Here is a 14,377-nt window from a genome sequence, read left to right on the forward strand (position 1 = left end):
ACGGTGATTAAGGTGGAACAATTCAATTATAGAAAGTCTGCAGAGATTCTCGCCTTATCGGCCAGCATGACGGATTTCACTTACAAAAAGCATTGTCACGAAGAATATGCCCTGGGCGTAACACTGCGCGGTATCCAGCAATATCATCTGGCTGGCAGCCTGCACTCCTCCCATCCGGGCGGTGTCATGTTGTTTAACCCCGAACAGTATCACGACGGCAATTCCTATGATAGAGAAGGTATTGATTATGTCATGCTCTATATCAAGCCGGCCATGTTTGCAGAGATTCTGGGCAAGCAGGAACTGCGGTTCACCTTGCCTATCGTCTATGACAAGGAGCTGGCGCAATCCATCTATTCCTTGAATCAAGCGGTCCAGAATGGCGCTGACAGCGCACTTTGCAGTGAACTGCTGCTTCAGCTGGCCCATCTGGCCGCCCACACCGAAATCGAAGCCGCCATGCGGACCGATAGTGCCTTTGTTCAGCAGGCCAAGGAAATGATGTACTACAGCCTCGGCCAAGTGCTTAAGCTTGATCACATCTCACAGGAGTTAGGCCTGTCCAAATACCAGTTCATCCGCGAGTTCAAATCACATACAGGCATCTCGCCTTATCAATTCTTCCTGAACTGCAAGGTTGAGCATGCGAGACAATCGATCGAAAAGACCAAAGATGTCTATTCGGCAGTAGCGGAATGCGGCTTCACAGACCTGACTCACCTAAACCGCCATTTCAAAAGTGTCTTCGGCCTTACAGCCTATGAATACATGTCCCAGCTGGCTTAATCCATATTCTTCTGCGCCCGCATAGCACTGTACCCTTGTCCACTTCTTATGTTACGGAATCCGCTATGTTACTCTGCCGCCAGCACCTTCTCAAGCTGCTCCAGCACCATCGGCCACGCCTGCTCATGCTGGTCCTTGGACTCCTCATCCGGGAAACCGGCATGCGTCAAGCGAAGCAGGGTATCAGAACCCCGAGTCTCTAATTCAACCCGTACCACGGTTTCCGCCCCCTTCGTCCCACCTGCACCGGTAACCCAGGTCATTTCCACCAGGCGGTCCTGCTCCAGACTCAGGAATCGCCCGTAATGCGGATAACGCTGGCCCTCATGACGTGTCTCGAAGAAGAACGGAGTATTCACGCTTCCCTCCATAGACACCGTTTCCGGCGCTGCAAACCAGCGGTCAAACTGCTTCGTCCAAGCCTTGTACAGGTGTTCTGGTGAGGCTGACATCAGGCGTTCCACACTCAGGTTATACGGCCTGGATGAAAGATCAGGTGCATTTGCAGCCATGGTCATTGTAATCATCCCTCCCTATTCGATGTCTAGTTCTACAAAACGGTTTGTTAAGGCATTCAAATAATACAGCTTATTATCCACGATGTGGATATATAAAGTCTTGTCATCACCCAGCTTCTCACTGGTATAATCGGTTAGATTGAGCCGGTACAGCTTCTTGCTGTACTCTGAGTAATTGCTGAAGTACAGATAGTTTCCGCTCAGATTAATCTCTTTGCCATTCAGACCGGATATTCGGGTTAATCCGGTTCCATCCAAGTTCATAGTATATAAATTCTCTTTGAAATTGAAGTACATAATATCGTCTTTCATCACTATATTAGTGATGTATCCGCCATCCAGCAGCTTCTTTTTGTGGCTGCCGTTCAGATCCATAACAAACAGCTTACTGAAGTCAATCGTATAGTAGATCTTTCCGCCATACACCGCCAGGCTGGATACCCCGTACTGTTCAAGCACCGTTCTGGAGCTGCCGTCGGTCTTCATCCGGTAGAGCGGCTTGTTCATCGAAGAGTTTCCCTGCGTGAAGTAGATCCAATCATCAGCAACCGTCACCAGGTTCTTCCCGATGGCAAAATCTCTAAGCATCGTCCGGTCCGAGCCGTCCGTATTCATGCTGAACAGCTTGTTGTTGTCGCCCGTATAATACAGCTTTCCGTCTACAAGATTAATATAAGCCGCATATTCGTCATCGCTGAGCTTCTGAAGTTCAGTACCCTCCTTCTTCTGTTTATAGAGCCTCCCCGAGTCTTGCGGATTATTGAAATATACCCATTCATTGTCTGTAGCGTACAAGCCTCCATTGTTCAGATTGCCCACCGAATTCCCGGTTATACCAGGACCGACGGGTTGTACGGATTCTTCCTGCTTGATTGCTACCTGCCCGTTGGCATAGGTGACCGTTGCATCAAAAACCTCAGAAAGCACCCGGAGCGGCACCAGCATTCTTCCATTCACCAGTCTCGGAGCCGCGGCCAGCGTGAACGGCTGCTGATTCTTATAGGCTGCGGTCGAGCCCGCCGTTAGACTCAGCGTAATGGTTCCTTTGGAGATTATGATTGCTTTATTATTCCCCGGAACAATCATCCCGCCCAGCTCATCCGCCACGAAGCGGAGGGGAACATATACCGTACCCTGATCATTCACTGGCTGCACATCAAAATTCACCAGCTTCCCATTGACTGTAACCGTAACCCCCGGCTGATCCGCCGAAGCTGCGAAGCCTGTCCCCGCCCCCGTTAGACTCAGCAGCAGAGGGGCAATAACGAACCATTCTCTCAATGAACACACCTCTTTGAACTCAATTTCTGAACAAACATCTCCTATGTATTCTACACCCTCCTTCTTCATTCTTCCATAATATCAAAGGATCACCATCCTGAAGATCAGCTTCGGCACACAATCTTCACTTTACAATTTCATGTATATGGTTTATTTTAACATTAAGTATTCACTGAATGTTATTGTATGTAAGGCAACATTCAGTATTCAAAATAATTAACTGGAGGACATGATGAACCATTCTTTGCAGGAGACATTACTGAAGAATATCCGCTTTGCTTACAATGAAGCAGTCGAACTTGTGATTTCCATGGGAATGCTTGCTTGTGAGGACCAGATCTCAGATTTGGCAGATGATTATAAAATCGAAGCAGATGAGCTGCTTGGAGCCTATCTTGATGATGCGCGCAAGCGGTTATCCCCCTTCTTTACCCGTGAGCTGCTGTTTTTTTTCCGTTATGACTTGCTTCATAATGCACTTGATTTCCCGTTGTATGAATCCATCTTCACTCATCGGGAAGTGCTAACTGCAGAGGCGTTGATTAACCGGCTGGATAACAGCCCTGCGGAGCATATCGTTGCAGAGATGGTCTACGGCGTCTACAACGATAACCTGGAAGCGCTACTCCAGGGCAACGACTGGGAGCTGGTCAAGAAGGATCTGAAGAAGCTCTCTGAACTGGTGACTGCAACAAAACCGCAGCCCGAGGTTGCTGAAGCCCATGCGCCGCTGCTTGAATGTCTCGCTAATCCGCAAGAGACCAAGCTGCGCTACCTGCAGCTATTGCGTCAATTCAATCAGGATGTCTTCATTCACTGGAAAGACCGGATCCGTGAGCTTTCTGAGCAGGCTTCCCGCAGGTATGAGGCTCAATTCCGCAGCAACCCTGAGGTTTTCATTCGTGAAATCCACAATAATGAACCTTCTCTGTTTGACTTCCCCGTCACCTTCCATGTCAGCTTTGTTTTCCAGGTGGCAAATGGCTTTTACAATTTCCACACCGATGCCGGGAAGGTCGGCTGGGTCATCTTCGGCATTAATAATGAACGGGTGCACGGCCCCGCCGCTGACCGGGAGAAAACCGAACTGTTTCTCAAAGCCTTATCGGATAAGCGGCGGCTGGACTTCCTGCTGTTACTCAAGCAGCGTCCGCATTACGGCCAAGAGATTGCTGCAGCGCTAGGCATTACACCGGCTGCTGTGAAGTATCATTCCAACTTCCTGTTCTTTCTGGATCTGCTCGATGTCGAGCGGGTGGATCACCGGCTGTATTACGTGCTTAGAACCGATACTTTGCGCAATCTGCTGGCCTTGATGGCTAAAGTTATGCTGGACAAAGATCAATTCATGAGTTGATAACTGGAGGGGTTCACTTGAACAGGATCACGAATACCGTGGCAACGCCGCTGGATGAACCGCCCGCCGCTGCCCAGAGAACATTTATACGTTTGCTGCAGCTAGGCAAACCTTATACAGGCTGGTATATCATTCTGTGTGTTCTGGCAGCGGTCAGCTCACTCACAACTGTAGGTTTGGCTGAGTCCCTGCGGCGGATTATCAATGCGGCCACCAACCACAACACCTCCGGTCTGACAGCCGGAATGACCTTTGCTGCTGTCATCGTAATTACGGATGCCGGAGTCCACTTTCTGAATACATATCTCTCAGGTCTGCTTGAGATCAAATCTACCTCGAAACTCCAGATGTCCATGCTGACAAGAATGCTGAATGTCCGGATGAAGGATCTGGACCGCTATCATTCCGCCGATCTAATCAGCCGGATGAATGACTCGGCTCCAGCCGCACAGCAGGGAATAAACCGGAAGACGATTGAACTGATCAGCAATCTGCTGCAAATCATCTGTCTGCTCACTTATCTGCTGTCTCTGCAATTTGCTCTGACATTGGGGACAATCATCATCTGTGCACTGGTTCCGCTGGTTATGCTCCCCTTCACCTCACGGCTCCGCACCATGAATGAGCAGCGTCAGAGCATTGAGAGCGCCCAGCAGGCATTCATCCAGGATTCGATGCAGGGTGCTGAGGTCGTGCGTGCCTTCTCCCTTGCCCCCCGTCTGCTCCGGCAGTTCACAGGCAGAGCCCGGCAATTCAACACCGTACACGTGCCCGTCTCACGGGTAGAGGCTGTAGGTTACAATATGCCGCTGGCCGTTATTCTGGGCGGATTACTGTATGTACTCTCCTATGGCGGCTATCTTGTAATTGGAGGGCGGATTGATGTAGGCGCCGTTGCTGCTTTTCTCATTTGCTTTGAACAAATTTCGAATCCGGTATCGCGGCTCGCCAACCTGTGGACAGAACTGCAGGCTTCGCTTGCACAGGGGAAGCGTTTATTTGAAATCATGGATTTAACCGAAGAAGGTAACAGCCCTGCTAATCCCGGTACCGCAGGGCATCTGGCTGAAGCATGGGATACCGTTAATCGCCCCGTTGCCGGACAGCAACCGATCATATTCAACAATGTCAGCTTCGGGTACGGACAAACGAAGGTATTAACTGAAACTCAGCTGCGGATTGAGCCCGGTAAGGTTACCGCTTTCGCTGGAGCCAGCGGGAGCGGCAAGAGTACGATTCTTCAGCTAATGCTTGCAGCTTATGTACCTGACGAAGGAAGTATTTATCACGGCAGCACGCCCCTACATACGATTCCTCCGCGCAGCTGGCGCAGCCGTATCGCCTATGTATCCCAGGAGCCTTATCTGTTCTCCGGAACTCTATACGAGAATATTGCCTGGGGACGGCCGGAAGCCTCCCGGGAAGAGGTGATAGCTGCCGCACAGAATGCAGGTATCCACGAGTTCATTATGCGGATGCCGCAAGAGTACAGTACTCTCATCGGTGAGCGAGGGCTTACCTTATCTGGAGGTGAACGCCAGCGTCTATCGATTGCTCGCGCCTTCGTCCGTGAACCGGGGCTGCTGCTGCTTGATGAACCTACTGCTGCCCTTGACAGCCATAATGAAGAGATTGTCCAGCAGGCATTGAAGGCCCTGATGTCGAACCGGACAACGGTTGTAGTGGCCCACCGGCTCTCAACTATTAAGTACGCTGATCATATCTACTTCATGGAGGCCGGAGCAATTGTTGAACAAGGGACCCATATGGAGCTGATGGCGCTGCAAGGTAAATATCACGCAATGGCCCAAGCGGGCGTTCAGACAGAGGCTGCTGCCGGAGGAGGACTGCAAAATGAATACTAAATCATCATCATCCGGCCGAATCCGGCTCGGGGAAGCCCTCCAGCGGCTGCTTCCTTATGTCAAGCCATACCGGCTCGGCTTTCTGGCAGCAATAGTGCTGCTAATGGCCAGACTTGCACTGGATATCGGGTTTGCTACAATTCAGCAGGTTTTCATTGATACGATCAACAGCACGAACATGCAGTCACTGACACGGATAACCTTAATTTGTTCATTGGCCTGCTTCCTGATTATTCTCTGTCTTATGCTGCAGCATTACTTCCGCTTCACCGTGCACAGCCGGATGGCCTGGGATTTCCGGGCGAAGCTGTTTAACGCCAGCCACCGGCTGCCTTTCCGCCAGCTGGAAGCCATGCACTCCGGGGATCTGACCTCCCGGAATACCAAGGATGCCGGAGCGGCCATGGGGATGATTAGCAGTCTGGTCTACGATCTGGGGTATAATCTTCTGCTCTGCCTGGTTGCATTTCTGTATTTGGCCAGTATGGATGTCTGGCTTGCACTCCTTGCACTTGGAACGGGCCCCGTTGTCTTTCTGTCCGGCCGTTTCTTTGACCGCAGACTGCGTAAGCTGTTCACGGAAATCTATGCCCAGGAAGCCTTGCTGCGGGGAATCCTGCAGGAGACCCTCCAGGGGATGAAGGTTATCCGTTCGTTTTCACTGGAGAATACGCTGCTGGGCAGGTATGCAGCTGAACGCGAGCAGTTGAACCGGCTGCAGAAGCAAAAAACTCTGTTAAACGCACTGCTCTGGCATTCTTCAGCCTTCATCAACAATGCAGTAATGATCAGCTGTGCGGTACTAATTGCCCGGTCAGCGCTCCGTGGGGAGACTTCGGCAGGGGAAGTGCTTGCCTTCATCATCCTGATGGGACGTGTTCAGTGGCCATTCGTCCACATGTCGCAGACTTGGGGCGGGGTACAGGAATCACTAGGGGCGGCTGACCGTGTATTTGAGATTCTTGATGCTCCCCGGGAAGGGGCAGCATCTGGCGATGAACAGGATTCTGCTACCGTATCTGCAGCGGTAGCCGCCGCTGAAGCAACCGCCTTGGCGGAAGCTGCTGCACTAAGCATACAGGGGCTGCACTACAGCTTCGCGGGACCCCAGTCCAGGGAGGGAACCTGTCTGAGCGGGATCCACCTTGAGCTGAAGTATGGCGAGACGGTTGCCGTTGTGGGCCCCAGCGGCTCGGGCAAGACGACACTTGTACGGTTGTGCTGCGGACTCTATGAACCGGAGGCCGGCAGTATTACCGTGTGCGGTTATGGTGTGCATGATCACCTGGAGGCGGCGCGCCGGAGGATCTCCTATGTGCCGCAGAATCCTTACCTGTTCTCCGGCAGCATCCGGGATAATCTCGCGTTCAGCGATGAACATGCCAGCGATGAAGAAATCCGGGAAGCTGCCCGCCTGGCAGGTGCAGATGAATTTATTATGCGGATGCCTGAAGGATACGACACGCTGATTGGTGAACACGGCTCTACTTTATCAGGCGGTCAACGGCAGCGCCTCGCCATCGCCAGAGCTTTTCTGCGTAATGCCCCGCTCCTGCTGCTGGATGAAGCTACTTCAGCACTTGATAACGAGTCCGAACGGCTGGTTCAGCAATCGCTTGACCTATTGATGAAAGACCGGACCACCCTCGTGATTGCCCACAGGCTCTCAACGGTAAGGGAGGCTTCGCGGATCATCGTTCTGGATCATGGGAGAATTGTGGAAGAAGGCACACATGATGCGCTCATTGAACAGGATGGGCTCTATGCAGAGCTGTATCATTTACAGTTTAGAACATCACCGGCTGAAGAATTGGAATCCGCATCCTATGCGAAATCCCTTACTTCAGTATTACCGGCATAACATCAGTTCTCCCGGGAAAACAAATCACAATTACAGACGAAGACCCCGAAAGTCCGTGTCAGCTCGGCTGCCGGAGTCTTCGTCTCTTTTCAGACTCAAATAGAAATGTTGTAAATTAACGGCTTGTTCACGGAGGAAAGCTGCATTGTGTACAACAATTTGCGATTAGGGCTGATATTACAAGGGAATTGTTGTATTTCGTGCAACACTTCCATCATTGAAGGTTGTGCGAAGCCCCTGCACTTTTATTTTGAACCACCTAGCGGAATCGCCCCGCTGTCTCTGGCGTCTGTTATGATTTTGGAAGCGGCCACTTCCCCGTCCTCATCAAACCCTTCAATCTCAAACGGGACACCAGCCGTAACCGGCTGAAAAGCGAACCAAATCGTCCGGTCTGATCCGACTTTAATCAGCTTCGCTTCGGATGTATCCGTTCCTGCCTCCTTCTGCTCGACAGTAATATGCTGAATGGACGGGTTCAGAACATCTCCGATCACCATGGGAAATGGAGTCGAAATATGCACCAGTTCAGGAAAACACATATAATTTATTGCAGAGCTCTCCGGACCTCCGCCCATTCCGTAGCCGCCTCCCCATACCCACTTCCATCCGAGCCAGGTTTTGCGGACATACTCTACTTGAAGATTACTGCTGTCTTGCTGCCCCGCCCGGGTAAGAAATACCAGCTCCCCTCTGGCTGCAGGCTCCTGATGAATTACAGTCATCGTGTCAGAGGCGCGGAACAGCCGGACAGCTTCTTCCGGACTTTTGCCAAGTGGAATCTGGAGGGTCTGGTCCATTCCGAGTGAGCGGGACATCCGCTGGTCAGACCATCCGCCTGGTCTTTCATACATATACAAAAGTAAATAGAGTACGGCTACGGAAGCTAGAATCACTCCGGCAGCCATTCCCAATCTCCGGCTATTCTTCATGAATAATTGCATCCCCTGTCCCATGTGTTTGCGCTTACAATACCTTCCATAATACTATAGAATATTTCAGCGCAGAATACAAAAAAGCCCGTAGAGCAAGCCCCAAAGGGCCTGTCTACAGGCTGTTTGCAATCCATTCTAATATTGTAACTGCAATATTAGGTTCGAATTATTTAACTTCATTTGCTCCGGTTACTTTGCCTTCGATCACAGCAGTAGCCTTCACATCTTCACTTGCATAGTACAGGTTACCGTCGATAGTTGCATCTTTGTACAGGTTGAATCCGTTAGCTTCTACATATACGTCGCCTTTGATTGTACCGCCTTGAACGCGGAAGTTCTCGCTCTGTACAGTTACTTTAGGTGCTGTCAGTGTGTAGGTAGCTGTAACCTTGTGGTCAGCATCCTGTGCATACAGGGCAAGCTTACGGTAGATCGCTGCAGATGCATCGCCTTTGTCATGGAATTCACCGGCTACAACAACATCTTTGTCAACGGTCAGGTCGTTCAGGATTGCTACAATCCAGTTGCCGCTTTCGCTTACAGCAGCGGTGAAAGCATCTGCCTGGTTAACGATGGAAGCTGTTGTTACTGCATCAGTCTGCTCTGTGGCTGGAGCTGTTGTTGCTGCTGTACCTGCATTATTAGCTGCGTTATTATTATTCGATCCACAACCCGACAACAATGCTGCTGATACCCCTGCTACTACTAGAACTTTGAATAATTTCATTTTTAATTCCCCCTGTTTCTTTTAATTAACTTTATTATATATTAAAATTTTATGATAACAACGTGATAGTTTTCACAATATTGTGTCTTTTTTCACAAACAAGCATTATGATTGTTTCACATCTTGCAAAATGCAGGCATTTCATGCTTATTTGTCTAAATTTGTTCGTGAACCTTCAGCGGCTGATCCTTTCAATTCTAAAGTCTCCCACTCCTCTCTAAGCAGCCCCATTCGAATAGAATCGTAGAACTGCCCATCATAGTAACGGCATTTCCGGAGTCTCGCTTCCATCGTCATGCCTAATTTCACCCCGGTCCTGATCATCCGCTCATTCCCGGACCATGTGGTATAGCCTACACGGACCAGCGGATACGCATTGAACAGATGACCGATCCACAGTCTGAGAGCTTTTGTCCCGTAACCACTGCTCCAATATGCCGGATCATAGATGATAATACCCATTTCCAGCCAAAGGGATGGCTCATGCTCCCAATAGTAACTGACGTCGCCAATAACCCCGCCCTCTACTTCTATTACCCAATTATTTCCGCATCCAACAATCTCCGCTCTGTTCCCATAATAGTCTTCCCACGGAATCCGCTTGTGTTCGTAGTAAGGTGCATCCCATTTCTTCCACTCCGGTGCTTCCTCTTTGTGTGAGAGCTCCCACAGTCTGAATAGATCCCCTTCAGCTATCGGCCGAATCTGCAATTCATTATCCTGATACATAGATTTCCTCCGTTGCCGCTAATATTTTACATACTGATATTATATTAACTGAACTGCTGAAGCTGTTGCCGGTAGTGAACATTTATAATTAAGGAATACTGAATGTAACGGCTGCTGTAAACTTTTCACGGCGCTTAGCGTTGTATAGGGGAAGGGGGCAGGACATGGCCAAAGAAACCATTCATCACTTTCTGCAGCAAGCCGGAACTTTGCTATACCGGTATTTGAGGAAACGCGGACTCGCCCGCGAGGATGCTGAAGATATCGTTCAGGACACCTGTTATAAATACTTAATCTATCAGGATGGTATCGGCCCGAAACAAGTCATGGGCTGGATGTTCCGTGTCGCCACCAATCAGTTCTATGATCTCAAGCGAAAAGACAAACGCCATCCGGCGGTCGATGTTGACGATATCCAGCTTCTATCCTTAACCCATCTGCCGGAGATCCAGCTGCTGAGGCGGGAAACCGCACAGAATATCCGCGACACGCTGTCTATGCTCTCTGAGCAGCATCAGGAGCTGCTGATTCTCAAATATGAGCTGAACCTTACTTATAAGGAGCTCTCGTCCCTGTACGGTATGAATGAGAACACGCTCAAGACTCATGTTACACGCGCCAAAAGCCAATTCATCAAACATTATGGGGAGGACTATTAAATGGAACAGAATCATGAACAGGACCCGTTTATTTTCGGAGGGAAAGGGGCTCAGCAGATAATCAAAAAAGCCAGACTCCGCTCCACCCTGAAGACCATTGGCATCATTGTTATCGTAACCCCGGTTATTCTCGCCGTTATCTGGTATGGCCTCTACCACTTGAGACTGAACCAGGGAGACAAGGTGCAATCTGAGATTCTCTGGAAAAATGAAATCAGTGCACCCAATGTGCACATCAGCAACCAGTCGGTGAAATTAGACAGCTTTGGAGGCGAAACCTACAATCAGACTTACAAATGGCTGGGCAATAAACCTTATATCTGGCAGCCCATCGAGGAATCCTATAATCTGCTGGGCCACTCGACCGGCAGGTATGGCGCATTCGGAGCGATTTCTCTCCCGGAGCAGCTGAGCGCAGCGTCCACACACCGTTACAACCCTGCCACCGGGGACCGGGAAATGATCTTTTATCATCCGGAGATTGATTATGATTCCTATGAGGACAGCATCAGCCAGCTGAAGCAGCTGGGAGATGATACACTTGTGGAGATGGCGTTGTCTTTTGACCAGGCCTATACGCTGGATAAGACGCAGAAGCTTCTGCCTGCCGGGATGCAGCCTGTCTGGTTATGGACGGATGCATATACTCCCTCTTATAAAAAATACCTGAAGGAAACGCGCCAGACCATCGCAGCTGATTCGATGATCATCTACGGATTTCATGGAGAGCAGTTTGCCCCCTACGGCGGTGTAAACTCCTTCATTAATAGTGTCGAACAGCTGCGGAAGCACGGCAAGAACTTCACCTGGGAAGCAGATCAGGTTCATCAGAGTCTGGCCGGGGATAATAATATTCTGGAACCGGATGATATCACAATTATTGGTGTAGTCGTAACCGGCACCGCTAAACAGCTGGAAGCTCTGCAGAATCAGGCTTATATCAAAGCCTCTACCTTCGGCGTGGTCTCTGATTCCATTACACTTCCTAATTAAGCTGTCATTCTAAGGTAGCTTCCCAGCCGGACGGTTGAATTGGACTTCTTCACTACAGCTTGAGATAATTAAGCCAATCTATCCAAAGATTACTGCAAATCGATAAAGCAAGGAAGCCAGCAGTATGGGCAGCATGATATAAGAGCTGCCCGGATGACATACCGAAAGGACACAACTATGAACCTGTCAGCACTTTCCGACTCCCTAAAGCCGCTGAATCTGCGGAGCTGTCTGATCCAGCAGCAGGGCCGTCTGATCTTTGAACATTATAGAGATCAGCGCACTTCTTCCGAGATTGCCAAGATCAACTCCTGCACCAAAAGCATACTCTCCGCGCTGGTCTGCATCGCGATGGATCAAGGCCAGCTTTCCGGTCCTTCGGCTCCTATCAGCGAATTCTTCCCGCAGCTCAGCCGTGACGCTGATACACGCAAGCAGCAAATTACAATCGGACAGCTGTTAACCATGTCGGCTGGCTTTCGCTGGACCGAATTCGGCGGAGCGAATTCCTTCCCCAAGATGACCCGTTCCTCCCATTGGGTGAACTATGTACTGGAGCAGCCGCTCGCGGAGGAACCGGGAACCCGGATGGAGTATAACTCGGGGATCTCGCAACTGCTGTCGTCTATTGTGGTGCAGGCTTCAGGAATGAGCACAGCAAGATTCGCCGAGCAATATCTCTTCGGACCTCTCGGAATTACGGAGTATGAGTGGGAGACAGATCCCCAAGGCATCCATACGGGCGGCTACGGGCTGAAGCTGAGGCCCGCCGACCTGCTGAAATTCGGACAGCTCTATCTGCAGCAGGGAGTATGGGAGAATTCGCAGATTATATCCGGCGGACGGGTCGCGTGTTCGGTGCAGCCGGCTCTGCCGGCTGAACCGCCCCGCCATGGCGGATACGGCTGGCACTGGTGGACAGATTCAATAACGGGTGATACCAGAACCGGGGGGTCTGCTGCTGTGGATTATTATTATGCACGCGGGTACGCCGGGCAATATGTGTATGTACTTCCGGAGCTTCAGGCCGTTGCCGTGGTGACCCAGGATAACAGACGCGGCAAAAACAACCCTCCGCCAGAGGTCTTCCGCGAGTATATTGTACCACAGCTTATGAATCCAAGCGGACTTTAGCAGCCTCCAAATAAGCTGCCTCTCCGGTGAAACCAATCAGCTTCCCGCCTTCTTCACGTATGCTGAAGAAATCCCGGCTTGCCTGCGGTGCCTGCCGGAAGGCGGCTTCTACGCGTTCCCGCTCCAGTTGCGTAAGACCGGCCCGTTCACACCAGGAGGCAAATTCAAACGGCTTGGCCAAGCATATTAACGCTTCCAGACGGAAGCCGGAATGCTCCAGCCTCTGAATCCATTCCGATTTGGGCAGGGCACGGACATGACTGGGATCTCTCAGCTTCTCCACCTCATTATAGAATCTGCCCAGCGCTGCGTCCTCCGGCACAACATTATCGATCAGCTGGAGTCTTCCGCCCGGCTTCAGCACCCGGTAAGCTTCGGAGATGAAAGTCTGAACCTCCGGGAAGTGGTGGGCCTGCTTAGCTAGATTTAACTCTATTCCTTAATTTATGGGCAGTATACCACAAGAGCGGGCACAGGAGGTTAAAGAAGAATACGTTCAGATACCAGACTTCATTAAGCTCGGCAATCACAGAAGGATTATCCCAGACATTCATCGCCAGCGGAATACTGGCCAGGGCCAGTGGTATCAGGAGTCCGGTATGCTGCTTAAGCCCGAATAACTCCGCACAGCCGTGAGCAGCGATATAGAAGGTAAGAATCAGGCGGTAAAAGATAACGATAAACCAGATCACCGTAACTACGGTTTCACTCCGCTCATAGAATCCGCCGATGGTGACCGTTTTGGCCGCAAACTGGCTTACATAAGGCATATTTGGAGGAAGACTTTCTCCGAGCACCATGATAATGAGTGCCGTAAGTAATACTAAGGTGATGCCGGTAATCCACGTGCTGTGGATCAGTGCCTTTTGATAAGCTTGTTTATTCTTCATCAATGGGACCAGGAACAGACTTAACGCAACCTCACTGTTGGGATAAGCCATGAAATTTATTGTACCTTCAACAACAGGATGAACACCCTTCTCAAACACAGGCAGAAAGTTGCTCCAGTCCGCCCCATATATAAGTGAGAGCAGCAGCATTACCAGCAGTACCAAAGCAATGGGAAAGGTAATCTCCGTGGATCTGCACACCGCGTTAAACCCTTTGTACAGGCAGTACACCAGTGCGAACAGGATCAGCGCGTAAATCGCCGATGGTGGCGTTTCTATAAACAGATCATTGCTGGTAAAGTCACCTAAACTGCGGAGCGTCAAAATAAAGATCAGAAAAGGCACAAAAAACAGGTATAACGCCAGCATGGTTTTTCCGGCTGTTTTGCCCAAAGTACGTACTAAGTATTGCCCCATGGTGTCGCCGTTCATTTGACTGTATATGGCTACAAATAACGGGATGATCAGCATTTGAAACAGCATGCCGAGCAGGATGGGAGCCCAGGCGTCTTTTCCCGACAAACCGATCATCATCGAGGGAAGCCCGAGAAGCGCACTCCCCCAATAATGCAGCGCTAACAGCATAGTCAACTGGCGGGAGCTCATCTGCTCTTCCCCTCCTCTTTGCAGTCAGATTCCCTG

General features: G+C 50.4%; 14 protein-coding genes. 7 read left to right on the forward strand and 7 right to left on the reverse strand.

Annotation, left to right across the window (positions count from 1 at the left end):
* Nucleotides 1-12: 12 nt before the first annotated feature.
* Entirely contained in the window at nt 13-786 is a 774-nt protein-coding gene (locus GC101_RS04400) for an AraC family ligand binding domain-containing protein (RefSeq protein ID WP_171716230.1), read from the forward strand.
* 68 nt (nt 787-854) lie between these two features.
* Here GC101_RS04400 and GC101_RS04405 read toward each other — a convergent pair whose 3' ends face one another.
* Entirely contained in the window at nt 855-1,304 is a 450-nt protein-coding gene (locus tag GC101_RS04405) for an SRPBCC family protein (protein ID WP_246354147.1), read from the reverse strand.
* 15 nt (nt 1,305-1,319) lie between these two features.
* Nucleotides 1,320-2,585 (reverse strand): DUF5050 domain-containing protein, encoded by a 1,266-nt coding sequence (locus GC101_RS04410; RefSeq protein WP_171716231.1) that lies wholly within the window; start codon nt 2,583-2,585, stop codon nt 1,320-1,322.
* Between the two features lie 229 nt (nt 2,586-2,814).
* Between GC101_RS04410 and GC101_RS04415 the strand changes: the two genes are divergently transcribed.
* From GC101_RS04415 to GC101_RS04425, 3 genes are read left to right on the forward strand one after another with little or no spacing between them, the layout of a single operon-like run.
* A complete protein-coding gene (locus GC101_RS04415; protein WP_171716232.1) occupies nt 2,815-3,942 on the forward strand; it encodes an ArsR/SmtB family transcription factor in 1,128 nt (375 codons plus the stop codon).
* Between the two features lie 17 nt (nt 3,943-3,959).
* On the forward strand, nt 3,960-5,807 hold the full coding sequence (locus tag GC101_RS04420; RefSeq protein WP_171716233.1) for an ABC transporter ATP-binding protein: 1,848 nt from the start codon (nt 3,960-3,962) through the stop codon (nt 5,805-5,807).
* Nucleotides 5,797-7,668, forward strand: coding sequence for an ABC transporter ATP-binding protein (locus GC101_RS04425; RefSeq protein WP_171716234.1), 1,872 nt, complete (start codon nt 5,797-5,799; stop codon nt 7,666-7,668). Before GC101_RS04420 ends, GC101_RS04425 begins: the two co-directional genes overlap by 11 nt.
* Before the next feature lie 245 nt (nt 7,669-7,913).
* On the opposite strand, the gene GC101_RS04430 is transcribed toward GC101_RS04425, so the two are convergent.
* From GC101_RS04430 to GC101_RS04440, 3 genes are all read right to left on the reverse strand, one after another.
* Nucleotides 7,914-8,600: a hypothetical protein gene (locus GC101_RS04430; RefSeq protein ID WP_246354148.1), complete on the reverse strand. Its 687-nt coding sequence runs from the start codon at nt 8,598-8,600 to the stop codon at nt 7,914-7,916.
* A gap of 169 nt (nt 8,601-8,769) precedes the next feature.
* On the reverse strand, nt 8,770-9,330 hold the full coding sequence (locus GC101_RS04435) for a polymer-forming cytoskeletal protein (RefSeq protein WP_171716236.1): 561 nt from the start codon (nt 9,328-9,330) through the stop codon (nt 8,770-8,772).
* A gap of 147 nt (nt 9,331-9,477) precedes the next feature.
* The gene (locus tag GC101_RS04440; RefSeq protein WP_171716237.1) at nt 9,478-10,059 is read right to left on the reverse strand and encodes a GNAT family N-acetyltransferase; all 582 of its coding nucleotides are present in this window, start codon (nt 10,057-10,059) and stop codon (nt 9,478-9,480) included.
* Between the two features lie 164 nt (nt 10,060-10,223).
* On the opposite strand from GC101_RS04440, the gene GC101_RS04445 reads away from it, so the two are divergent.
* From GC101_RS04445 to GC101_RS04455, 3 genes are all read left to right on the forward strand, one after another.
* Complete coding sequence (locus GC101_RS04445) at nt 10,224-10,718, forward strand: RNA polymerase sigma factor (protein ID WP_171716238.1); 495 nt, start codon at nt 10,224-10,226, stop codon at nt 10,716-10,718.
* Entirely contained in the window at nt 10,719-11,711 is a 993-nt protein-coding gene (locus GC101_RS04450) for an anti sigma factor C-terminal domain-containing protein (RefSeq protein WP_171716239.1), read from the forward strand.
* 153 nt (nt 11,712-11,864) lie between these two features.
* On the forward strand, nt 11,865-12,845 hold the full coding sequence (locus GC101_RS04455) for a serine hydrolase domain-containing protein (protein ID WP_425497130.1): 981 nt from the start codon (nt 11,865-11,867) through the stop codon (nt 12,843-12,845).
* Here the strand turns inward: GC101_RS04455 and GC101_RS04460 are convergent.
* Nucleotides 12,823-13,281, reverse strand: coding sequence for a methyltransferase domain-containing protein (locus tag GC101_RS04460; protein ID WP_171716300.1), 459 nt, complete (start codon nt 13,279-13,281; stop codon nt 12,823-12,825). The genes GC101_RS04455 and GC101_RS04460 overlap by 23 nt on opposite strands.
* Nucleotides 13,262-14,341, reverse strand: coding sequence for a GerAB/ArcD/ProY family transporter (locus tag GC101_RS04465; RefSeq protein WP_171716240.1), 1,080 nt, complete (start codon nt 14,339-14,341; stop codon nt 13,262-13,264). Before GC101_RS04465 ends, GC101_RS04460 begins: the two co-directional genes overlap by 20 nt.
* Between the last annotated feature and the right edge of the window lie 36 nt (nt 14,342-14,377).

This window comes from Paenibacillus phytohabitans, assembly GCF_013141775.1.
GTDB lineage: Bacteria > Bacillota > Bacilli > Paenibacillales > Paenibacillaceae > Paenibacillus_AQ > Paenibacillus_AQ phytohabitans.

Bases quoted from the DNA above. Each gene is read 5' to 3' on its own strand.
- GC101_RS04405 (WP_246354147.1), bottom strand. From the start codon at position 1,304: ATGACCATGGCTGCAAATGCACCTGATCTTTCATCCAGGCCGTATAAC.
- GC101_RS04415 (WP_171716232.1), top strand. From the start codon at position 2,815: ATGATGAACCATTCTTTGCAGGAGACATTACTGAAGAATATCCGCTTT.
- GC101_RS04425 (WP_171716234.1), top strand. From the start codon at position 5,797: ATGAATACTAAATCATCATCATCCGGCCGAATCCGGCTCGGGGAAGCC.
- GC101_RS04430 (WP_246354148.1), bottom strand. From the start codon at position 8,600: ATGAAGAATAGCCGGAGATTGGGAATGGCTGCCGGAGTGATTCTAGCT.
- GC101_RS04435 (WP_171716236.1), bottom strand. From the start codon at position 9,330: ATGAAATTATTCAAAGTTCTAGTAGTAGCAGGGGTATCAGCAGCATTG.
- GC101_RS04440 (WP_171716237.1), bottom strand. From the start codon at position 10,059: ATGTATCAGGATAATGAATTGCAGATTCGGCCGATAGCTGAAGGGGAT.
- GC101_RS04445 (WP_171716238.1), top strand. From the start codon at position 10,224: ATGGCCAAAGAAACCATTCATCACTTTCTGCAGCAAGCCGGAACTTTG.
- GC101_RS04450 (WP_171716239.1), top strand. From the start codon at position 10,719: ATGGAACAGAATCATGAACAGGACCCGTTTATTTTCGGAGGGAAAGGG.
- GC101_RS04455 (WP_425497130.1), top strand. From the start codon at position 11,865: ATGACATACCGAAAGGACACAACTATGAACCTGTCAGCACTTTCCGAC.
- GC101_RS04465 (WP_171716240.1), bottom strand. From the start codon at position 14,341: ATGAGCTCCCGCCAGTTGACTATGCTGTTAGCGCTGCATTATTGGGGG.